The sequence below is a fragment of the Ancylomarina euxina genome (genome assembly GCF_003863355.1).
Classification (GTDB): Bacteria; Bacteroidota; Bacteroidia; order Bacteroidales; family Marinifilaceae; genus Ancylomarina; species Ancylomarina euxinus.
Window position 1 is genome coordinate 87043 of record NZ_QQWG01000009.1, and the last position, 23583, is coordinate 110625.

Genomic DNA, 23583 nt, shown 5'->3' on the forward strand with positions numbered 1-23583 from the left:
TAATATTTAAGCAATTGTATCGAATATGAGTAAACAAACGAGATCACCCTGGGCATGGATTCCATCCCTTTACTTTGCAGAAGGCTTACCTTATGTCGTCGTAATGACAGTGGCGGTAATCATGTATAAGCGTTTGGACATTTCGAATACAGATATTGCATTATACACATCATGGTTATACTTGCCCTGGGTCATCAAACCCCTTTGGAGTCCCTTGGTTGATATTATTAAAAGTAAGCGTTGGTGGATAGTAACAATGCAATTACTCATTGGTGCAGCATTAGCAGGTGTAGCTTTTACCATCCCCTCTACTAACTTTTTCAGAGCCTCGCTCGCTTTTTTTTGGTTATTAGCGTTTAGTTCCGCCACACACGACATTGCTACTGATGGCTTCTATATGTATGGACTCGATAAGCACAAACAATCCTATTTTATTGGGATTCGCAGCACCTTTTATCGACTGGCAATGATAACTGGACAAGGCCTTTTGATTATACTTGCAGGTTTTTTAGAAGAAATCAAACTCTTTGGGCAAAGTGCAAAAAGCATTCCATTAGCCTGGTCATTTACATTTGGAATCTTAACTATCAGTTTTCTGATTATTGCCTTATATCACAAATATTCTTTACCTAAACCACAAGACGATAATGAAAAAGACGTAAAAAGCTTTACAGATGTATTTCATGATTTTGGAGAAACTTTCAGAACATTCTTTGGGAAGAAAAATATCTGGACAATTCTCGGAATGCTTCTTTTCTATCGTCTGGGAGAATCTCAATTGGTAAAAATGGCATCTCCTTTTCTTTTAGATAGTAAAGAAATAGGAGGTTTAGCTTTACCAACCTCCGATGTAGGTTTAATTTATGGAACGATAGGAGTTATAGCACTAACCATTGGAGGCATATTAGGTGGTTATCTGGCTTCTCGAAATGGATTAAAATACTGGATGTGGTGGATGGTTTTAGCCATCAATCTTCCTAACCTCGTTTATGTCTACTTATCACAATCATTACCCGATTCATTCATCCTAATAAGTGTTTCAGTAGCTATCGAACAGTTTGGCTATGGCTTTGGATTTACGGCTTTTATGCTTTATCAAATCTATGTTTCAGAAGGGAAGCACAAAACAGCTCACTTTGCTTTTTGCACTGGCTTTATGGCTTTAGGAATGATGCTGCCAGGAATGGTTTCTGGATGGATACAAGAAATGATTGGCTACCAACATTTCTTTATTTGGGTTATCTTATGCACTATACCAAGTTTTATCATGATTAAACTAATTGATATTGATCCTGAATTTGGAATCAGATCTAGTATCAAAAAATAATTTTTCAGAACAAAACTGTAAATAACAAAGAGCTAAGTAGTATCTTCAATACCAAACTAACAATTGAAGATCTACAATATGAATCCACTCTTTCAATACATTATTGGTGAAACAGTCAGACGTCAACTAAAAAAATCTCACAAAACAGATCCTAATGAAGAATTTGATAGCATCGTAATTAAAACAAAAATTGAATTTACTCACTTAATCCGCGAAAGTTTCTTCATCCTAATTGGCATACTATCTGCTTGTTTCGGGCTAAAAGGTTTCCTTTTGCCTAATGCCTTTATTGACGGTGGTGTTACGGGAATCTCACTTATTATAAGCGAACTAACAAATATACCCTTATCAATCTTACTGGTTGCTATCAACATTCCTTTCTTACTAATGGCTTTCTCAACCATCAATAAACAATTTGCGGTGAGAAGTATTATTGCTATTTTTCTACTTGCCTTATCAGTTCACTTTATACCCGTTCCTATTATTACTCATGACAAATTATTAATTGCTGTCTTTGGTGGATTTTTCCTGGGCGCAGGAATTGGATTGGCAATACGCGGTGGCTCAGTTATCGACGGAACAGAAATTCTGGCCATATTCATTAGCAAAAGATCCTCGTTAACAATTGGAGATGTCATCTTAGTGTTCAATGTATTTATTTTCTTAATTGCAGCCTATGTTTTCTCTATTGAGATTGCCATGTATGCCATGTTAACTTATTTAGCGGCATCAAAAACTATAGATTTTGTTGTATCCGGAATAGAAGAATATGTTGGTGTCACAATCATTTCAGACAAAAGTGAAGAAATCAGGGTGGCCATTGTTGAAAAACTTGGACGAGGCTGTACCCTATATAATGGCAAAAAAGGATTTGCACCCAAGGGACAAAAATTAGAGCCTACTGAAATCGTATACACACTTGTAACAAGATTAGAATTAGTGAAACTTCAAACAGAGATCGATAAAATTGATCGTGATGCATTTACTGTTATGCACAGCATTAAAGACGCTAAAGGGGGAATGATAAAAAAAAGACCCTTGCATTAATACGATTAGCCATTTTGCAATTTTATAGCTTCAACAAAGTTTAACTATCTTAGTTCTATTGAGAATTAGAACTACTATGGATTCGAAGCTATCCTATAAAGAAAAGTGCGATTGTGCAAAAAGCAATTTTTGCAAATACATTAATCATGATGATAATTTTTCATCAAGCGAAAAACCTATCTCACAAAGGTCATTCTGGATGATAAGATATCAGGAATCTTATATGTCAGTAGTGTTTTGGCAGCTTGGCCATTTATAGCTGGTTTAATCGACTCCATTCTTTTTCCGGGCATTGTCGTTTATGCTATTTTTCATGGCGTAGTCGATTATAAAGTCCTCACTCCCCCTATCCTCTTCCTCGGAGCTAATATCCTTGCAAAACTGATTTATATATTAATCAGTCTGAAAGGGAAAGTTAAAGTCTACGATATTCTTATCTCTGTACTTCCTTATGCCGGATCGGCGTATTTACTCAGAAAGTTTCTTATCAAAGACCAACTTCTATCTCAAACTGTTTACGCCTTTCTTAAAATGAAAAAACTGGAAATCAAAGGTCAAATCATTGAATTTATCAAGAAGAAAACCAAACTATAAGTCTAAATCTAAGGTATAAAAAAAGGACTTGCTCATGAGCAAGTCCTTTTCAAAGTAAAATAATCTATAATGCTATTTAGCTGCTTTAGCCTTTCCCACTACAGCTGTAAAAGCTTGTGGGTGATTCATTGCTAAATCAGCCAAAACCTTACGGTTGATCTCGATGTTAGCTTTATGCATTAATCCGATTAATTGAGAATATGAAAGACCTTCAAGTCTTGCTGCAGCGTTGATACGCTGAATCCACAATGCACGGAAATTTCCTTTTTTCTTTTTTCTATCACGGTAAGCATACTGCAAACCTTTTTCCCATGTATTCTTAGCTACTGTCCACACATTAGCTCTAGCACCAAAGTTACCTTTAGTTTCCTTAAGAATTCTTTTTCTTCTAGCTCTAGATGCTACAGAATTAACTGATCTTGGCATAATTTTAAAATTTAGAATGTTAGCGTTCCCATTGGGACTCTTTTGTGCTAAATCACTCGGTTAATAAACTGAAAAAATCAAAAATTGATTTTTTTTACAACATGTTAAGCATTAACTTAACATTCTTCTGGTCAGCTTTGCTTACAGCACCAAAATAAGTAAGATTTCTCTTTCTCTTTGTACTTTTCTTAGTCAAGATATGACTCTTAAAAGCGTGCTTTCTTTTGATCTTTCCAGATGCAGTCAAAGTAAATCTTTTCTTTGCGCTGCAGTTTGTTTTCATCTTAGGCATTGTACAAACTTATTGATTATATACTAAATTACTTTTTCTTTTTTGGCGCAATAAACATCGTCATACGCTTACCTTCAAGTCTAGGTAATTGTTCAACTTTACCATGTTCTTCAAGATCCTGAGCAAATTTCAACAATAAGATCTCTCCTTTATCTTTAAAAAGAATAGAGCGACCTTTAAAGAATACAAAAGCTTTCACTTTAGCACCTTCAGCAAGAAATTTACTAGCATGTTTCAATTTAAAATTGTAGTCATGTTCGTCGGTATTTGGACCGAAACGAATCTCCTTAACAACAACTTTAACGGCTTTTGCTTTAATCTCTTTCTGCTTCTTTTTCTGCTGATAAAGAAACTTATTATAATCGATTATTTTACAAACTGGTGGATCGGCATTAGGTGAAATTTCCACCAAATCTAATTCCTTTTCCTGAGCAATTTTCAATGCTTCGGCAATAGAAAACACACCTGGTTCTACATCATCACCGACGATACGAACATTACGGGCTCTAATCAACTGATTTATCTTATGTTGAGCCTCACGAGGTGCAAAACCTCTTCTGTTTCTGTTTTGAAATCCAGCTATGGCTAGTTCCTCCTTTAGTTAGTTAATAATTCTCAATAGAAGACATCTGTTCTCCTACTTCTTTCTTAATTAATTCAGCAAATTCATTAATTTGCATAGTCCCCATATCACCCTCTCCTTGTCGACGAACAGAAATCGTATTTTCTAAGGCTTCTTTTTCACCAACAATTAGAAGATAAGGAATCTTTTTCAATTCATTATCACGTATTTTACGACCAATTTTCTCATTTCGGTCATCTAACACGGCGCGAATATCGGAATTATTTAACGAATTTAAAACTTTTTTCGCATAATCATTGTATTTTTCACTGATTGGCATAATCACCGTTTGCTCAGGAGTTAACCACAATGGGAACTTACCGCCAGTATGTTCGATCAAAACAGCAACGAAACGCTCCATAGATCCGAATGGAGCACGATGAATCATAATAGGACGATGTTTTTGATTATCGCTTCCTACATATTCCAAATCGAAACGCTCAGGCAAATTATAGTCTACCTGAATGGTACCCAATTGCCACTTACGTCCAATTGCGTCCTTAATCATAAAATCAAGTTTGGGTCCATAGAAAGCTGCCTCTCCATATTCCACAACAGTATTTAGACCTTTTTCTTCAGCTGCTTCGATAATTGCTTGTTCAGCTTTCTCCCAATTCTCGTCACTACCAATATATTTCGAGCTCTTTTCCTTATCTCGTAAAGAAACCTGAGCCGTATATTCAGTAAAGTTTAGTGCTTTAAAGATGATAAAAATAATATCTATTACTTTTTTAAACTCTTCTTTCAACTGATCTGGAGTACAGAAAAGGTGTGCATCATCCTGCGTAAAGCTTCTTACACGAGTTAAACCGTGAAGTTCTCCACTTTGCTCATAACGGTAAACGGTTCCAAATTCAGCAAAACGAACAGGAAGATCCTTATATGAACGTGGCTTAAATTTGTAAACTTCACAGTGATGAGGACAGTTCATCGGTTTTAATAAATATTCTTCTCCTTCTTGAGGCGTTTTTATTGACTGGAATGAATCCTCACCATATTTATCGTAGTGCCCAGAAGTTTTGTATAAATTGATGTTTCCAATATGAGGTGTAATGATCTGCTCATATCCAAACTGCTTCTGAACACGTTTCAAAAATGTCTCAAGACTTTCTCTTAACTGGGCTCCCTTTGGCAACCACAATGGCATTCCCTGACCAACATTTTGAGAAAAAGTGAAAAGTTCCATCTCTTTACCCAACTTACGATGGTCGCGTTTTTTCGCCTCTTCCATCATCACAACATACTCATCCAAATATTTCTTCTTTGGAAAAGTAATACCATAAACACGAGTCAACTGTTTTCTCGTTTCATCGCCTCTCCAGTATGCTCCAGCAATAGAATTTAATTTAATTGCTTTAATATATGAAGTGTTTGGTAAGTGTGGTCCACGACAAAGATCAGTAAAGCTACCTTGCTGATAAAAGCTAATGGTACCATCATCTAAATCGTTAATCAACTCCACTTTATATCCCTCATCTTTCGAGTTGAAAAACTCAATAGCTTCAGCTTTCGTTACATCCTTACGCGTATACTCGCTTTGAGTTCGAGCTAATTCCAACATCTTCTGCTCAATTACTGGCAGATCTTTATCGGTTAGCATACGATCTTCACCTAAGTCAACATCATAGTAAAAACCCATATCGATGGCGGGTCCAATACCAAATTTAACTCCAGAATAAAGTGCCTCAAGAGCTTCAGCCATTAAGTGAGCCGATGAGTGCCAAAAAGCGTGCTTCCCTTCTTCATCATCCCACGTGTGAAGCTTAATGTTTGCATCTTCATTAATCGTACGTGTCAGATCATACAACTGTTCGTTCACCGTAATTGACAAAACTTCTTTTGCCAATCGACTAGAAATGCTTTTTGCGATCTCAAGTCCTGAGATGCCAGCTTCAAATTCTTTTACTGTTCCATCCGGAAATGTAATTTTAATCATCCTATTGTGTTTAATTTTTATTCACACCGCTACAAACCGGCATGATTATACTAGAATAGAAAACCTGAATTCCAGAAAAATCATTTGACTAAATTGGCTTATTTTCCATGAAAACAAGCCAGTCCGAAATTCAATCCACAAAGATATAACATTCTGGATAAAATAGTCTCATTTAATAGCTCCAATTCACCAAGTGATAAAAACTGTACTTTAATGACATAAATCCTTTTCTATTTTTTAAAAAAATGAAACCTTTGGGGCAACAATATAAAAACACGCTCATTTTATTAATGACAAATCAACTTAAGGACAATCTAAAACAAAAATCAATTCATAAAGTATGAAAAATTTCAAGCATTTGCTTGCCATAGGCTTATTCCTTTGCCTTTCAATTTCACTATTTGCACAGCAAGGTGTGAAAAAAATCACCATGGAGGATATCATGCTCAACCACACTTTTGGGCAGAAATCAGTATACGGCTTACGTTCCATGAATGATGGCATACATTACACAACACTCGAGGAAAATGGAACTAAAATTGTGAAATATGCTTATGCTACAGGTAAAGCTGTTGATACACTTCTTGATTTAAACAAGTTAAAATCGGAAGAATTAACGAGCACCTTCGATTATGAATTTAATACTGACGAAAGTCGAATTCTATTAATGACTGATCGTGAGAATATCTATAGGCGTTCATTCACTGCAAACTATTTCATTTTCAGCTTTAAGAATAAAGAGCTGAAGCCTCTTTCTAAAAATGGGAAGCAACGTTTAGCGACATTCTCTCCTGATGGAAGACGTATTGCATTTGTTCGTGACAACAACATTTTCATTCATAACATTGCTTTCGGCTCAGAAAGTAAAGTGACTAAAGACGGAGAATTCAATAAAATTCAGAATGGTACTCCTGACTGGGTTTACGAAGAAGAATTTGAATTCAATAAAGCTTTTGACTGGTCTCCAGACAGTAAGGCTTTAGCTTATCTGAAGTTTGATGAAAGCGAAGTTCCAATGTTCAATATGAATAAATTTGAGGGCATGTACCCTCAAGTTAAAGGCAATGCTTTATATCCTGAAAACTACACTTACAAATACCCAAAAGCTGGCGAAAAGAATTCAATTGTTGAGGTTTACGTTTATGATGTAAACGACAGATTAACTAAAAAGATGGATGTTGGTGCTGAAACAGATCAGTATATCCCTCGTATTAAATGGACTGCTGATGCTAAAACCCTTAGTATTTGTCGCCTTAACCGTCACCAGAACAAACTAGACATCCTACTAGCAAACTCTAAGACGGGTAAAACTTCAATTTTATATTCTGAAGAAAACAAGTATTATATAGACAGTAATACTCTTGATGATTTAACCTTCTTGGATGACAACATGCATTTCATTTTCTCTAGCGAGAAAGATACCTTTCTTCACTTATACCTATTTGACATGAATGGGGACCAAGTTCAGCAAATTACTAAAGGTGATTGGGATGTTACTGAATTCCTTGGTTACGATCAACAGAAAAAGGTATGTTATTACCAGTCGGCAGAAGTATCGCCTATGGATCGTAACATTTACTCAATTAAACTAAACGGGAGCTCAAAGAAAAACTTAACTCCTTCAAAGGGAACAAATGACGCGTCTTTCTCAAAAGGATTCAAATATTTCATCAACAGCTTATCTAGCGTTTCGCAACCAAGAACAGTTAGCCTTTATAATGCTAAAGCAAAACTGATTCGTACCCTTGAAGACAATAAAGAACTTGTTGAAAAGCTTAAAGATTATCAGTTCACGTCAAAAGAATTTATTCAATTACCTGCTGCTGATGAGTTGACTCAATTGAATGCATGGATCATCAAACCTTTTGATTTTGATCCAGCAAAGAAATATCCTGTATTAATGACTCAGTATAGTGGTCCTAATTCACAACAGGTATTAAACCGTTGGGGAATTGACTGGTACAACTACTTGGCTCAGGAAGGTTATATCGTTGTTTGTGTTGACCCTAGAGGAACGGGTGCCAGAGGTGAATTATTCCGCAAGTGCACTTATATGCAATTAGGCCGATTAGAGTCTGACGATCAAATTTCAGCAGCAAAAGCATTAGCTAAAAAAGATTTTATCGACGGAGATCGAATTGCGATATGGGGCTGGAGCTTCGGAGGTTTTATGTCTTCGCTATGTTTAGAAAAAGGAAGCGACGTATTTAAATCTGCTATTGCCATTGCTCCGGTAACTAACTGGCGCTATTATGACAGTGTTTACACAGAGCGTTTCATGAGAACACCTGCTGAAAATCCATCAGGATACGATGACAATTCGCCTATCAATCATACCGATAAACTGAAAGGTAACTTATTGTTATGCCATGGTACATCTGATGATAACGTACATGTACAAAACGTATACGAATTTGCTGAACGCTTAGTACAATCTAACAAGCAATTTGAAATGCAGATTTACACCAACCGTAACCATAGTATTTATGGTGGTGTGACTCGCTTACATCTTTACAATAGATTCAACAAGTTCTTGAAAGACAACTTGTAGAATTTTATAGCATAAAAAAAAAGAGCTTATTCCAATCGGGATAGGCTCTTTTTCGTTTCAATAATCTTCTATCTAAAATCTGTATCCAGCTTTTTGCAATTGCTTCAAATTAGTAATGGGCTTATTTGGATTAAGTTCTTTACCCAAGAATTTATAGATCTTCACACGAATCTCTTTTGCTTTCTTTGTATCCATTCTATCAAAAGAGTGTCCACCTGGTACATCCTGAAAAATTTCATACTCAAAGGTCTTTCCATCTGCTTTTAATGATTTAATCAAGTGTTCCACTTCAATTACATTCACATCATCATCATTTGTATTGGTGTGGATTAGCAAAGGCGTATTCTGAAACTTATGGGTATTCCATGCTGGCGAACGACGACGGTATTCTGCCAAATTATCATTAGCTGTTCTACCTATATGGTATTCTGCGGAATATAGATCCCGGTATTCCTGAGTCATATATCCCATGCGAGCAACAAGGTCACTTACAGGTACACCTGCAAATCCAACTTTAAAATCATTGGGATGATCGAATAGGTTAAAAAGAGCTATCATACCTCCATGACTCCAACCCATAATACCTACTCTGTTCTTATCAACAAAGTCATAGTTCTCTATCATATAATTTCGGCTGGCATATACATCTTCAACTTCCAACCCACCATAATCAATCTTCTCATAGTGCCCCTTACCATATCCTGTGCTACCTCTGTATTCCGCAGCAACCACAATATATTCCTGAGCAATTAACTCACGAACAATATGTGTGTAATAGGTTGTAAAATCACCATGAACACCACCATGGGGCAAAACGATTAAAGGGTATTTCTTATCAGGGTTGATGCTTTTAGGAACAAAAGTATAAGTCCAGAACTTTACAGGATTTCCTGCACCTTTTGCAGTTGGATTCTTCTCTTTCCATTTTGGAGGTCCATAAATATAAAGCTTATCGATATGAGCCACATCGCCAACCCTCTCGAACCAAATCAGATCATCAACCATTTTTTGTAGGCGATCCATTCTATGATCCAAATTCGTATTGTATTTTTTAAGGTCTTTCAGCTCTTCCTTAATCGGATTCTGATTTTGTGCATTAAGGCCTACCGCTGAAATGAGTATAACCAGTAGGCTTAAGAAAATTCTTTTGTTCATTGTTTGAGTTTTAGGTTAGCAATTAAATTGCATGCCCAATTTACACAAATCAATGGAATTATCTCAAGACATTACTTACTTGATAAATCGAACGGGTCGCTTTTGTTATTTTATAACGATCATCCATTCTGTGGCCAACCAGCCAAATAATATCATCACCAGAGACAAGCAACCATGCATCTTCTTTATCTGTCAATGAGAATTTATTATCGATAAAATAATCGGAGATCTTCTTTCTACCTTTCATTCCAATAGGATGAAAAACATCACCTTCCTGCCATTTACGTAACTTCAGGGGGAAGCTTAATTTATCAGCATCGAAACAGGCAACTTGAGGGTCTGTTGAGAATTTAAAGTCTGAGGAGAGTTCGAAAATACGGCATTCCAATTTCAATTCCTCTTCAATGGATAGTCCGCTTTTATTGAGCTCATATTCACCAGCCACTTTTTCTTCTTTTTCTATCAGAATCAAGTATTCCCGGTCGCGTAAAAGCTGATAGTTTTCAGAATAAAATAACTTTCCCGAAGTGGCATCCAAAGATTCAATAATATTAGCCACGTCACGAGAATGGAAACCATAGGGTTTCAATAATTCAAAGAGATGAGACTTATTAGCTGGCAGGTTCTTGAGTTCAGAAACTGAAATCAACAATTTATCGTCTTTCTGATTGATGAAGTTCATTTTTTTATTGCTGATCTCATTATTGTAAATCAACTCGACATCTGAAAACCTAGCCACATTTTCATTCATAGTTTTCTGAATGCTAGGGTTTATTTCCCGCAGAACAGGAATAATTTGATGGCGAATTTTATTCCTCACGAAATCGGTTTGAGCATTGGTATAATCCTCACGATAATTCAAAGTATTCTCTTCGGCATAAGCTTTTAACTCATCTCTCGAGAAAGGTAGTAAAGGTCGAATCAGACGGTCTTTTTTTGCTTTTATTCCTGTTAAACCATGAATACCAGTTCCACGAGCCAGATTGATTAAAACCGTTTCAATCACATCATCAGCATGATGAGCAGTAAGTATATACAGACACTGGTTAGCCTGACGTATGCTTTCGAACCATTCGTATCGTAAATCGCGTGCAGCCATCTCAATGGAAATCGCTTTTTCTTTAGCATACGCAGTCGTGTCGAATGCTGTCGTACAAAACGGGAAACTATACTTTTCAGCCAACTCCCCAACAAAAATCTCATCACCATCAGAGTCCCCAGCTCTCAATCTGAAATTACAGTGTGCAACAACGCAATTCATCTCCATTTTGTGTAGAAGATGAAGTAAAACCACAGAATCGAGTCCACCACTAACAGCAACCAGAAGCTTTTCATTTCGATAAAACAAGTCTTCTTTTTCGATATGACGAACTAATTTTCTAAGCATTTCAGTTATCGGTTATCGGTTATCCATTGCGACTATCGGAAGACCGACAACTAACAACAGACAACAATCGTTAAGTACTAGTTATTTCCCAGAACCTGCTTAATCGCCTTAGCTTTCAACAGACATTCCTCATATTCCTTTTCTGGATCGGATTGCATGGTAATGGCACCACCAACCATAAATGAAAGATAATCATCTATGGCATTATATTGTATGCTACGAATCACAACATTGAAATCGAAATCGGCTTCAGGTGTGATATAACCCACGGCAGCAGAAAATAAACCCCGCTTAGTCATCTCATACTTCTCAATCAATTTCATGGCCCGCACTTTGGGAGCTCCAGTCATCGAACCCATAGGAAAACTATGTTTTATACAGTCTACAAAATGAATATCTTCTCGCAATTCAGAAACCACTGTTGAAATCATTTGATGCACTTGAGGAAAGCTATATATCCCACAAAGCTCTTCTACCTTTACCGATCCTTTTGCAGCTGTTCTTGACAAATCGTTGCGAACCAAATCCACAATCATAATATTCTCAGCTCTCTCTTTAGGATCACTATACAGAAATTCCTTGATTTGATAATCCTCTTCAGGTGTTTTTCCTCTTTTAGCAGTCCCTTTTATAGGTTGAGATATAATCTTTAACCCTTGTTTCTTGATATATCTCTCTGGTGATGCAGATAATAAAAACTTATTTCCCAAAGCATAATAACATGAATAAGGTGTTGGAGAAACTTTTCGTAAACTTCGATACGTTTCCAAAGGATCAATCTTTGTGCTTTCAGCATAAAACTCCTGACAGAAGTTGACTTCATAAATATCTCCCAGACGGATATGATTTTTCAAGGCATTTACAGCCTCAAGATATTCTTCTTTGCTAATACGATGCTGAATACTTGGAACCAATGAGGCTTTTATTTGATCTACTTCTGTTAATAAAACTTGATTAACAAGCTCCTTAATATCTTCCTCTGAATTTTCGCTTTCGAAATAATGAATCACTAATAGATCTTCTTTCAAAGCTAAGACCCATCGAGGTTGAAAGAAGTGAAGGGCTGGCATTTTTACGCCATCAAAATTCTCAGAAGATAAATCTTCCAATTCATTCTTTAGATCGTAAGTCATAAAGCCAAACCACCAATCCTGATTAGCATCGTAAGTTTGTTTCAAAGTATCAAAACAGTTCTCTTCAAGCTGAATCTCATTCAAAGCATCTATCCCAGCAATCAATTCGTATGAATTGTATTCTTTTTTAGAATTCGCTTTCTGATTCACCTCATGACTATCGAGAATAGCAAGTCTGTTAAATTGCTTGCTCCAAAGCAATACTTGCTCCTTAAATTCGACCGGATCCGATATATGAAAACTTAAGATTTTTCGCATGGTGCAAATTTAGATAAAAGATGCATAGAATTCCATACCCTAACATAAATAGCAACATTATTCTGATGGCATATAAGATGAAGTATTGATAACGATTCGTTTAATGATTCGTATTAATCATTTTCAACTAATTCTGAATGCAATTCCTTTTTATGACCAAAGTAACGTTCTATTAATATCATTAATTCTCTTTTATTAATTGGCTTAGATATATATCCGTTACACCCGGCTTCAATTGCTTTTTCTTTATCTCCTGCAAGACCAAATGCAGTCTGAGAAATGATAACTATATCTTTATTAAATTGACGTAATTTTTGGGTAGCTTCATAGCCATCCATTTGAGGCATTTTAACATCCATGAATACCATATCGACATCTGGATTATTATGGCAAAACTCAACAGCTTCGTATCCATTCTTTACGTACGAAATTTTATCGCAATTTCTTTTCAAAAGAATACTTAAAAGCAAGGCTGATTCTTCATTGTCTTCTGCAACTAATATATTCAAGTTTCTAATTTGACTATCTAATTCACCATCGGCAAGTTCAGTTGAAGCAATAGTTGTTTCTTTCAACTCTAACTCACAAGGAACCGTAAAGTAAAAAGTTGACCCCTTGTCTATTTCGCTTTCAACCCAAAATTTCCCACCAAGCATTTCAACATAAGCTTTGGAAATAGCCAGACCTAAACCAGCACCTTGACGTGCTTCTTTATCTGAAATATCAGCTTGCACAAATCGCTTAAAGATTGCCTGTTGTCTATCTTTCTCTATTCCAATCCCTGTATCTTTTACATAAAACTCCATGTGCTTACCCGTCTTTACATAACCAATATCGATAAAGCCTTTTTCACTATATTTAATCGCATTTTTAACCAAATTGGTTAAAACAGCAAATAATTTCTCCCGATCAGTTTTAATAATAGCTTCTTCTAAAGGCAAAGGAGTATTAAATGTAAACCGCATATTCTTAGCTTCAACTTCGGGTTTAAAAAAAGTATAGATATACTCTATTTGCTTGTTTATATTTGACTCTTTGATATTCATTTCCATTAATCCTGATTCAATTTTCGAAATATCAATAATATCATTAATAATATTTAGCATCCGCACACCACTTTTTTCAATTATCTGAATATATTTTTGCTGTTCCTCACTGTTTAATTGAGGTTCTTTTAATAGATCTGCAAAACCAAGTATGCCATTCATCGGAGTACGGATTTCATGGCTCATATTGGCAAGAAAAGCTGATTTTAAAGCGTCACTTTTTTCAGCTTTTTCTTTAGCTTGGATTAACTCCACTTCATTTAATTTACGTTCAGTAACATCTTTTGCAATTGAGATAATAAGCTTTCTTCCATCCTCAAAACTTCCTAAAGGAGCAGAAATAAAATCCCAAACGACTTTCTCCCCCCAAGACGTAAACACCTTATATTCACCCTCCTCCATCTTGCTATTAAATAGATACAACTCATCAATATGCCTCTTCCCATTAGGTCTTTCTTGTCTAAATGCTCTTTCTTTCCAATCTGAAAAAGTTGGTATATCCTCAAGAGAATAACCTGTTAATTCCGTCCATGTTTCATTTATTGATATCACTTCTCCATCTTCAGCATGTATCATAATTGGAAATGGTGCTGCAATTAATGCCCGGCTCAATTTTTCTTCACTTTTTTTCACTTTTCTTGTGGCAACACTAATTTTAAAACGAAGTAAAACAATGAAAAGAATCAATAATATCAACACAATAATCACAAGAACAGTTGTTTCTTTTAACCATGAAGGGGAAACTTGTATTGAGTCCACTTTTCCATGCGACCATTTTTGCCTTGAGGTATTAAAAACAGAAGTACTTTTATATTTCCAATCTTGAAGAGAATTATTTAAAAGCTCTAATAAATCAGGGTGTGTATTCTTCTTAACTGTGAAAAAAATATCAAAAGGATGAAATACAATTCCACTTGAGCGAAGCCCATATTCACGCGATTTTCCAGCACCAAAAGTGTTATTAACAACACCAGCATCAACCTTGGATGATGCAACCAAGTTAAACACTTGATCAAAATCATCTTCTTCCACAAACGTGCAATCAATTGAGAATTTGCGAATTAAGTCTTTTATACACCAAGCATTAATATCCTCCTTCATTACAGCGATTCTTTTATCCTGTAAATCTTGAATACCATCAATATCAGAAGAATCATCAACATATACTTCACCCCAAACCGTTAGTAAAGGGGAAGAACAATAATCCATATAGGTAGCTCGTTCTTCAGTATAAGCCACACTAACCATGATATCAATCTCTTCATTTTTTATTCTTTCAAGACCTTCATTCCACGAACCAAAGACATAAATAAATTTAAGATTCTCTTTTAATTCTATTTCCCGTAGTGCATCAACATAAAATCCCTTTATCTCACCATCAACATCTTTAAATATTGCAGGATAATGATTAAACGCCCCAATCCGAACCACCTCTTGTCCATCTACATAGTGAGTTGCTAATAAAACATAAATCAGTACAATAAGGAACCTTTTCATTAGACAATATTTAATCAACAATAAAATACGTTAGAAATATTTCTTTTGTCATTATTCATATTTTGATGACACGTCTAACCCTTAGATTATATATTAAAAAATCTTCTTAGTAGAGATACTTTCATTAACCATACGCATAATAGCACTTACAATATCAATATAGACAATTGAATTACAGCATAATATAATAAATGTTTATGAACAAAAAAAAAAAAAAGACAACCCTCAGGCTGCCTTTTAAAATCATCTATTATTTGATGCTATAATTTCACAATCACACGCCCTCTACTTTTCTTGTCATTCATTTTATCAATATAAGCATCTAGTTCCTTAAGACTAGACTCTATCACAACTTTATCAAGTTCTTCACATTTCCATTCTTGACCCAACTTATCCCAAACCTTTTGGCGCAATCCCATCGGGCAGTTCTGAGAGTCGATACCAATTAAACTAATACCTTTTAAAATAAATGGATAAACCGTTCCTTCCAAATCACCTGATCCTATATTACCACAACAAGTCACATTTCCCATAGGCTGACAAGCCTTAAGGAGTGTTGAAAGAACATTCCCTCCTACCACATCAATAGCACCTGCCCACTTTGGTTTTAACATCGGTCGACCAGACTGATCATCTGTTTCAGTCTTATCAATTCTACTTGAAGCTCCCAACTTCTTAAGAATTTCATCACCATCATTCAAATCGCTTGTGGCAGCAATAACCTCGAAACCTAACTTATTAAGAATACACACAGCAACTGCACCTACTCCACCAAGAGCTCCTGTAACAACAACAGGTCCCATTTCCGGAGTTTGACCAGCAGCCAATAAACGCTCAACTGATAATCCTGCTGTAAAACCTGCAGTTCCAAAAACCATAGCTTGCTTTAAACTTAAATTCGCAGGTTTACGCACGATCCAATCTGCAGGAACTCGAATGTACTCGCTAAAACCACCATCGGTATTCATTCCTAAGTCATAAGATGTAACAACGACCTCATCACCTACTTTAAATCTAGAATCTGAAGATGCCTCAACAATGCCAGAAGCATCAATACCAGGTGTGTGCGGATAATTTCGAGTCACCCCTTTATTCCCAATGCAGGAAAGAGCGTCCTTAAAATTTAAGGATGAATATTTTACTCGAATAAGTACATCACCCTCTGGCAAATCGCTTAATTGACGTTCTTCAATTCTTCTGATGTATTTCCCATCCTCTTCATTTACACGCAAGGCCTTAAAAGTCTGTGTCGATTCCATAATTAATCTCAATTCCATTTGTTCTAAATTATCCTTATCTTGTGCAAAGTTACGAGGAGTTTAACTATCAATCAAGAGCTTACATTTAGGTTCGCCACTAACATTCCTTTCAGAAACATTGATTTTCAGACAACTAAATTTTTTAAATTTTGGAAAAAGGTTATTGTCCCATCGATACATTCATCAATTTCGTTAAAGGAAAACGAAAAGCGACCATCATCCTACACCTCAAACAAGGCACTAAACGTTATAAGGAATTAATTCAACTCCTTCCTGACATTAGCGACCGTATGCTCAGTAAAAATCTTAAGGAACTGGAAGAAGCCGGTATCATAAACAGAAAAGCCTATGCTGTCATTCCTCCTAAGGTAGAGTATAGCTTAACTGATCTGGGGGATGAAATCTCTCCTATCCTTAAATCTATGTTTAAAGGAGGTCGTTTGTTTGAAAAACAAATAGAAGAATAAATTTGGAGTTAAGAGTAGATCAAACGCATTAAATTTAAATACAATCGCTTAACTCGACAGTTCATCACAATATTTAGAACATACCAAACTACTGCAACTCCCGTCAATTCAGGCAAATAATCATTATTTGAAGGAAGCAGATCAAGACTTACTAGCAATATTGATAACAGAATTAGATATAAAATATATTTATTCACCTTTACATATCGCATCAACACAGCTTCTTCAAGACTCAACTTCCAATTCATAATATCACTGTCACCACCACCCAAATTTGCATACCATAAGCTCATTTTAAATTGTCTGATTAAACCCGGCTTTTTCTCTTGCTGACCATGTTTCATATAAGCTCGAGCAAACATTCCTGCTAAAGCTTGCAGTTTATCAGGATCTAAATTTGATGAATCAAGCTGCAAATAAACCTCATCGAATTCAATAATATCTTCATACTGCTTACTTTCATATAGACTTTCAATTTGCTGATACAATTCCGCAAACCTTAATTTATTAGGATCTAGCATATCATTTTAAGAATTTGAAATGAACTATTTTTAACAACCAGACACTGTTTCTAATTCTGAACGTGCAATATTTGTTGGTATCGTAAAATAGAAAGTACTACCTTTCCCTAATTCACTATCAAGCTGGATATTACCATCGTGCTTTTCCACAAACTCTTTGCAAAGCACTAATCCTAAGCCTGTACCAGTCTCATTCTCCGTTCCATTGGTAATAGAATTTTCTCCCAGTGAAAATAATTTTGATTGTGTTTCAAGTGAAATACCAATTCCATTATCCTTCACACTTATTTCTGTGAAGTTTAGCTCTCTTTCACTTGATAGTTTCTGGGCTTTTATAATAATTTCCCCTCCCTTAGGAGTAAACTTAATCGCATTTGAAACTAAATTCCGAAGAACCGTTAAGAGCATATTTGAATCTGCATTTACGTATATATCTTCTTGAGTTTCATCTTTTATCTTTATTGATTTACCTGCAGCGACTTCCTTCAACAACTCTATCGTTTCAGCTGATAATAAATTCAATTTTAATTTTTCTGGTTTAAATTCAATGACTCCTTTTTGCGACAGGGACCACAAAAGTAAATTGTCAAGCAATTTGTGTGTATGCTTAACAGATTGATGAATATAACTTAAGTATTTCCTCTGTTCAGACACAGTAAAATCATCAAAATTATCATTTAGTAGTTTTGACAAGCCAAGCATTGCGCTGAGCGGGCTTTTCAGGTCGTGAGCTATTATAGAGAAGAATTTATCTTTTGTTTCATTACTTTCGTGCAATTCCAATTCTGATTTCTCTAACGCCGTCAAAGCGTTATTTTTTTCATCGATTTGTTGAGCTAATTTAATGTTCGTCGTCTGTAACTCTCTGGTTAAATGAACAAGATCTTTTGTACGAAGCTGAACTTGAGTTTCCAGTTTATTATTCATTGATTTCTCTGTAGCCAGTAGTTGATTTTGATAAGTTATTTTTTCAACCTGAAGCAACTTTACCCTATATGCTAAAGCTAGAGAAAACACTAACAGTTCAATAAATGAACCCATTAAAAATCCATATCTAGTAAATGTATTAAAAGGAATCAAGCCAATACTTACAGCAGCAATCATAAAAAGTCCCAATAAATACCCACTCATTGCGATTACATAAAAGCGTGTTAAAGGTGTCTTTTTTATCAGATAATAAACACCAGTAAACAAAAGAAAAAGCATCGAAGGCATAGCAAAAAGCAAGAGCCATTCATAAAAACAAATATCAATTACAAGCAGAAAAGATAGAACTACATAAATCCCAATAATGATATTTAACACTCTATTGATCCATTGATTTTTAGGCCTTAATATTTCTCGTGTAAAAAGGGTTAGAAACACACCCATTACAGCACTTGAAACATGTAGATCGTAGAATGTATTGACATCTGAGTTGAGATACAGTGAATATCCACTATAAAGAAGATTGAAAACGATAATGCAGATTACATTAATCACATAATATAAATAAATCCTTTCTCGAATGTGGAATAGCAGGAATAAATTATATAACAGAATAGCTAATGCTGCTCCAAAATAGCCCCAATATCCTATAATTCTGGTCTGTTCATCCAAAACGAATTCAGGGATTTCTTCAAGAAAAACACCAACAACTCCAGAAAATTTTGAATGTAGTTTAAGATAAATTGTCTTAGTTTCTCCTGCGCTAAGGGATATAAAAAACACAGGACATCGATTCTTAATTTCTCTAAGATTAATTGGCTGGGACAAACCATTCTTTTCATGATGCCAGCCTGCATCTGTCCGATAATAAAGATCGGCTGTTTCCATAAAGACTTCATCAAATCCAACAACTCGCCTTATAGTTTGTGATGTCGAATTTTTAATTCTAAAAGCAAACCAATAATTATTTTCAAGTGAGGTGATTGTGAATCGAGAGTTAAGCAATTCAACATCTTTAATCTTGGAAATCTGATCAATATTCTCTTGGTCTGAGTCAACGATTAGTCCAACTGTAAAATCTTTAAGTTGACTATTTTCTTTCCCAATATCATAAATGGGAATTTCAGAAGCAAATGTAATATTTAGTAGACAAAAAACTGATATTATAGCTACAATAGCTCTCTTGATTACCTGACTCATCTTTTCCTTTTTTGAGAATAATTAAGTTGTGCATTATTTATTTTCTAGTGTTTTTTATCATACCGATAGAAGGAATAGGCGAAGCTCACGGGGAAGCAAAAAAACGGCACACAAATCGTTACATGCCGTTTTTAAACTAAGATCATCAAGCTTATCGTTTCGAAATCAGTTCAACGACCTTTAGGATAACATCAACTGCTTTCTGCATTGAATCAACTGGAACATATTCGAAGCGACCATGGAAATTATGCCCACCAGCAAAAATATTAGGACAAGGCAGTCCCATATACGATAAACGGCTACCATCGGTACCACCACGGATTGGAACCACTATAGGTGTCACTCCCACATCTTTCATGGCTTGCTCAGCGATATCAACAATGAATTTTACAGGCTCTATCTTTTCACGCATATTAAAATACTGATCCTTCATCTCAAGTATCACATTCTCCTTTCCATACTGAAGCTGTAATTCTTTACAAATTGTTTCGAATTTTTGTTTGCGTGCTTCGTAAGCTTTAATATCAAAATCACGAATGATATATTTCAATTTAGAATTCTCAACACTTCCTTCAATACCTAAAAGATGATAAAAACCTTCGTAATTTTCCGTTCTTTCCGGAACCTCGTCCTTAGGCAATTGAGATCTAAATTCCTGAACAATATTCATCGAATTTATCATTTTATCCTTAGCCATACCTGGATGCACGTTACGCCCCTTAAAGGTAACTTCAGCATAAGCTGCATTGAAATTCTCGAACTGCAACTCCCCTAGCTCGCCACCATCAAGTGTATAAGCAAAATCAGCCCCAAATTTCTTCACATTAAAAAAGTCAGCCCCCTGTCCAATCTCTTCATCAGGTGTAAAACCAATATGAACCGGACCGTGCTTAATCTCGGGATGATTAATGAGATACTCAACAGCTGTCATAATTTCAGCAACACCTGCTTTATCATCTGCTCCAAGCAGAGTTGTTCCATTAGTTGTAATCAAGGTTTGTCCGATATACCTTTTCAAGTCAGGAAAATCGGACACTTTCATAATGATATTTTTCTCTGTATTCAGAACAATATCACCCCCATCGTAATTTTCAACAAATTGAGGCTTCACGTGCTTTCCTGTAAAATCAGGACTGGTATCCATATGAGATATAAAGCCTACTGTTGGAACTTCCTTATCGATATTCGAAGGCAATACGGCCATTACATATCCATTCTCGTCAAGAGAAACCTGACTCATGCCCATCTCCTCTAGTTCTTTAACCAATTCCTGAGCCAAAACCATTTGTCCAGGTGTACTAGGAGTCATGCCTGTTTGAGTATCAGATTCTGTATCGAACTTAACGTATTTTATAAATTTATCTACAACTGCAGTCATTTTATATAGGTATCATATTATTATTTACTTCTGAATTATTTAAACATCGTCTGACTTGAACTGGAAGCCTAAACGTTTACCCGTTTTAATTCTTGAGCTTTGAATTTTCGCATCGATATCGGCCACTGCCAAAATCTTAACATCATCGTAAGGTGGCACCAATAAGTCAAAATTCAATGAATAATTTATAGCCGTCTCTATTATTTTCCTCAAACTATCTTCATTACTTATCGATTGAGACAAATCATTTTCTAATAGTCCCATTTGGCGTTTCCCCTCTACAATATAATGTTTCTCTTTATTGATAAAAACACGTGCAACCAAATAACCTAAGTCTTCTAATCGATTGTATTTAAAAGAATCTGACAAGAAGTTATAGATATTAATAACTCCTGAATAAGAATTATCAGGATTGTGCTTAACGTAATCTTTCTTCCAAACGGCATGCTCTCTATCAAACTGAAAAACATTTGAATACATACTAAAAATTAAAATATCCGAAGCGATACGAATTTGAACCTCAGATGCTCCTCTATCTTTATAATCCAACTTTACTGCATCAGACTGATCATGAAGTTCAGCATTATACTCTTCAACTAAATTTTTAAGAACTTCTTTCAAATCGGCAAAAACTTCAGAAGTATTCTTATAAACCAATTGTTTTAAAATGGATTTTTCACGGATGGTTTGTAATATGGCTGATTTAGTGTTGAGTATATTCATTCTATTTGGGTTTGGTTAATTTTGAGCGAAGAATCATTCCTTTGATTCATCTGATAAAGGTAAAAAAAAACCGCCTCCGAAGAATCGGAAGCGGTTATTTATAAGTTTAAATTTCGTTAAACAGCGAAATTAATTTAGACTTTAATATGCTTTAGCAAATACAACACGTTGCTTCGATGGTTTACCAGTAACCATACAAACACCCTCTTCCTCCTCATTATCAAAAGGAATACAACGAATTGTTGCTTTAGTTTCATTCTTAATTCTTTCTTCAGTTTCAGCAGTACCATCCCAGTGCGCTAAGAAAAATCCAGTTTTCGTTTCCAATAAGTCTTTAAACTCATCGTAAGAATCAACTTTAGTTGTCTTTTCTGTTCTGAAATCAAGTGCCTTTTGGAAAATACTGTTTTGAATTTCTTCAAGAAGATTTTCAATCAAATCCTCAACACCTTCAACAGCAACCGTCTCTTTTGATAAAGTATCACGACGAGCTAACTCAACCGTTCCATTCTCAAGGTCGCGAGCACCCATAGCCAAACGAACAGGAACGCCCTTCAACTCGTATTCAGCAAATTTCCATCCTGGTTTACGATTATCACTGTCGTCAAACTTAACAGAAATACCTTTAGCCTTAAGCTTAGCCACAATTGGATCAATCACCTCTGCAAGTTTAGCCAACTCTTCTTCCTTGCGATAAATTGGTACAATCACAACCTGAATTGGAGCCAATTTTGGAGGTAGTACCAAACCCTGATCATCAGAGTGAGCCATAACTAAAGCCCCCATCAATCGAGTAGATACACCCCATGAAGTCGCCCAAACATAATCTTCCTTACCTTCTTTGTTTGTAAACTTAACATCGAAAGCTTTAGCAAAATTCTGTCCTAAAAAGTGAGATGTTCCAGCCTGAAGTGCCTTACCATCCTGCATTAATGCTTCAATACAATATGTGTCCAATGCACCTGCAAAACGTTCTGTTTCAGTCTTTGTTCCTTTTAAGACAGGAACGGCCATCCAACCTTCAGCAAAATCACTATATATATTAATCATCTGCTCAGTTTCAACCAAAGCTTCTTCTTTAGTTGCATGAGCAGTATGACCTTCTTGCCATAGGAATTCAGCAGTACGTAGGAATAAACGCGTACGCATTTCCCAACGCATTACGTTTGCCCATTGATTAATCAAAATAGGCAAATCGCGGTATGATTGAATCCAGTTTTTATAGGTATTCCAAATAATTGTTTCAGAAGTCGGACGAATAATCAATTCCTCTTCCAAACGTGCATCGGGGTCAACAATCACGCCTTTCCCATTAGGGTCGTTCATTAAACGATAATGGGTTACAACTGCACATTCTTTTGCGAAACCTTCTACGTGATCAGCTTCCTTACTAAGAAATGACTTAGGAATTAAAAGTGGAAAATAAGCATTCTGATGTCCGGTTTCTTTAAACTTTCCATCAAGAACTGCTTGCATTTTTTCCCAAATAGCATAGCCATATGGTTTAATTACCATACAACCTCGAACTGCAGAATTTTCTGCTAGATCGGCCTTAATTACTAAGTCGTTATACCATTGCGAGTAATTTTCGCTTCTACTGGTTAAAACTTTTGCCATTTTATATTGTTTTGGTATAGTATTTGCTAACTAAATAATACTTAAAAGTTCTTAAAATTTGTTTTCATTGATATATTATCAGAGATCAGACTTTAGGCTTTTAAATTAGGCTACAAAAGTATAAAATATTATTAGATAATCATATTGAAGGCTAGACATGAAACTTAGGTGATTGAATAATTATTAAACACATTTTAGGCTCGATTTTTGTCCTTGTCTA

The 23583-nt window shown here is 35.5% G+C and carries 19 protein-coding genes; 5 read left to right on the plus strand and 14 right to left on the minus strand.

Features of this window, described 5'->3' with window-relative positions; translation table 11 throughout:
* Positions 1-25 precede the first annotated feature (25 nt).
* The 3 genes from DWB61_RS10400 to DWB61_RS10410 all read left to right on the plus strand — a co-directional run bounded on the left by DWB61_RS10400 (position 26) and on the right by DWB61_RS10410 (position 2968).
* Positions 26-1327 (plus strand): AmpG family muropeptide MFS transporter, encoded by a 1302-nt coding sequence (locus DWB61_RS10400; protein ID WP_125030852.1) that lies wholly within the window; start codon positions 26-28, stop codon positions 1325-1327.
* Positions 1328-1405: 78 nt separating this feature from the next.
* Positions 1406-2374 carry a YitT family protein gene (locus DWB61_RS10405; RefSeq protein WP_125030853.1) on the plus strand — a complete coding sequence of 323 codons (969 nt, stop codon included), beginning with the start codon at positions 1406-1408 and terminating at the stop codon, positions 2372-2374.
* 237 nt (positions 2375-2611) lie between these two features.
* Positions 2612-2968: a hypothetical protein gene (locus tag DWB61_RS10410; protein WP_125030854.1), complete on the plus strand. Its 357-nt coding sequence runs from the start codon at positions 2612-2614 to the stop codon at positions 2966-2968.
* Between the two features lie 72 nt (positions 2969-3040).
* Here the strand turns inward: DWB61_RS10410 and rplT are convergent, their stop codons facing one another.
* The 4 genes from rplT to thrS form a co-directional block, all read right to left on the minus strand.
* Positions 3041-3394 (minus strand): 50S ribosomal protein L20, encoded by a 354-nt coding sequence (gene rplT, locus DWB61_RS10415; RefSeq protein WP_125030855.1) that lies wholly within the window; start codon positions 3392-3394, stop codon positions 3041-3043.
* A 94-nt stretch (positions 3395-3488) separates the two neighbouring features.
* A complete protein-coding gene (gene rpmI / locus DWB61_RS10420; protein WP_125030856.1) occupies positions 3489-3686 on the minus strand; it encodes a 50S ribosomal protein L35 in 198 nt (65 codons plus the stop codon).
* Positions 3687-3714: 28 nt separating this feature from the next.
* A complete protein-coding gene (gene infC, locus DWB61_RS10425) occupies positions 3715-4269 on the minus strand; it encodes a translation initiation factor IF-3 (protein WP_125030857.1) in 555 nt (184 codons plus the stop codon).
* A 22-nt stretch (positions 4270-4291) separates the two neighbouring features.
* On the minus strand, positions 4292-6244 hold the full coding sequence (thrS, locus tag DWB61_RS10430) for a threonine--tRNA ligase (RefSeq protein WP_125030858.1): 1953 nt from the start codon (positions 6242-6244) through the stop codon (positions 4292-4294).
* 340 nt (positions 6245-6584) lie between these two features.
* Here thrS and DWB61_RS10435 point away from each other — a divergent pair, with 340 nt between their 5' ends.
* A complete protein-coding gene (locus tag DWB61_RS10435) occupies positions 6585-8795 on the plus strand; it encodes a S9 family peptidase (RefSeq protein WP_125030859.1) in 2211 nt (736 codons plus the stop codon).
* A 72-nt stretch (positions 8796-8867) separates the two neighbouring features.
* Here the strand turns inward: DWB61_RS10435 and DWB61_RS10440 are convergent, their stop codons facing one another.
* The 5 genes from DWB61_RS10440 to DWB61_RS10460 form a co-directional block, all read right to left on the minus strand.
* Complete coding sequence (locus tag DWB61_RS10440; RefSeq protein WP_125030860.1) at positions 8868-9950, minus strand: alpha/beta hydrolase family protein; 1083 nt, start codon at positions 9948-9950, stop codon at positions 8868-8870.
* Positions 9951-10008: 58 nt separating this feature from the next.
* The gene (gene tilS / locus DWB61_RS10445) at positions 10009-11337 is read right to left on the minus strand and encodes a tRNA lysidine(34) synthetase TilS (protein ID WP_125030861.1); all 1329 of its coding nucleotides are present in this window, start codon (positions 11335-11337) and stop codon (positions 10009-10011) included.
* A 77-nt stretch (positions 11338-11414) separates the two neighbouring features.
* A complete protein-coding gene (locus DWB61_RS10450; protein ID WP_125030862.1) occupies positions 11415-12728 on the minus strand; it encodes an anthranilate synthase component I family protein in 1314 nt (437 codons plus the stop codon).
* 113 nt (positions 12729-12841) lie between these two features.
* The gene (locus DWB61_RS10455; RefSeq protein WP_125030863.1) at positions 12842-15289 is read right to left on the minus strand and encodes an ATP-binding protein; all 2448 of its coding nucleotides are present in this window, start codon (positions 15287-15289) and stop codon (positions 12842-12844) included.
* 242 nt (positions 15290-15531) lie between these two features.
* A complete protein-coding gene (locus DWB61_RS10460) occupies positions 15532-16548 on the minus strand; it encodes a YhdH/YhfP family quinone oxidoreductase (protein WP_225423377.1) in 1017 nt (338 codons plus the stop codon).
* Between the two features lie 131 nt (positions 16549-16679).
* On the opposite strand from DWB61_RS10460, the gene DWB61_RS10465 reads away from it, so the two are divergent.
* Positions 16680-16997: a winged helix-turn-helix transcriptional regulator gene (locus DWB61_RS10465; protein ID WP_125030864.1), complete on the plus strand. Its 318-nt coding sequence runs from the start codon at positions 16680-16682 to the stop codon at positions 16995-16997.
* An 8-nt stretch (positions 16998-17005) separates the two neighbouring features.
* Here DWB61_RS10465 and DWB61_RS10470 read toward each other — a convergent pair whose 3' ends face one another.
* From DWB61_RS10470 to proS, 5 genes are all read right to left on the minus strand, one after another.
* The gene (locus DWB61_RS10470; protein ID WP_125030865.1) at positions 17006-17518 is read right to left on the minus strand and encodes a hypothetical protein; all 513 of its coding nucleotides are present in this window, start codon (positions 17516-17518) and stop codon (positions 17006-17008) included.
* Between the two features lie 30 nt (positions 17519-17548).
* Entirely contained in the window at positions 17549-19645 is a 2097-nt protein-coding gene (locus tag DWB61_RS10475) for a sensor histidine kinase (protein ID WP_125030866.1), read from the minus strand.
* Between the two features lie 151 nt (positions 19646-19796).
* Complete coding sequence (pepT, locus tag DWB61_RS10480; protein ID WP_125030867.1) at positions 19797-21023, minus strand: peptidase T; 1227 nt, start codon at positions 21021-21023, stop codon at positions 19797-19799.
* 39 nt (positions 21024-21062) lie between these two features.
* A complete protein-coding gene (locus tag DWB61_RS10485; RefSeq protein WP_125030868.1) occupies positions 21063-21746 on the minus strand; it encodes a hypothetical protein in 684 nt (227 codons plus the stop codon).
* 141 nt (positions 21747-21887) lie between these two features.
* The gene (gene proS / locus DWB61_RS10490) at positions 21888-23363 is read right to left on the minus strand and encodes a proline--tRNA ligase (RefSeq protein ID WP_125030869.1); all 1476 of its coding nucleotides are present in this window, start codon (positions 23361-23363) and stop codon (positions 21888-21890) included.
* Between the last annotated feature and the right edge of the window lie 220 nt (positions 23364-23583).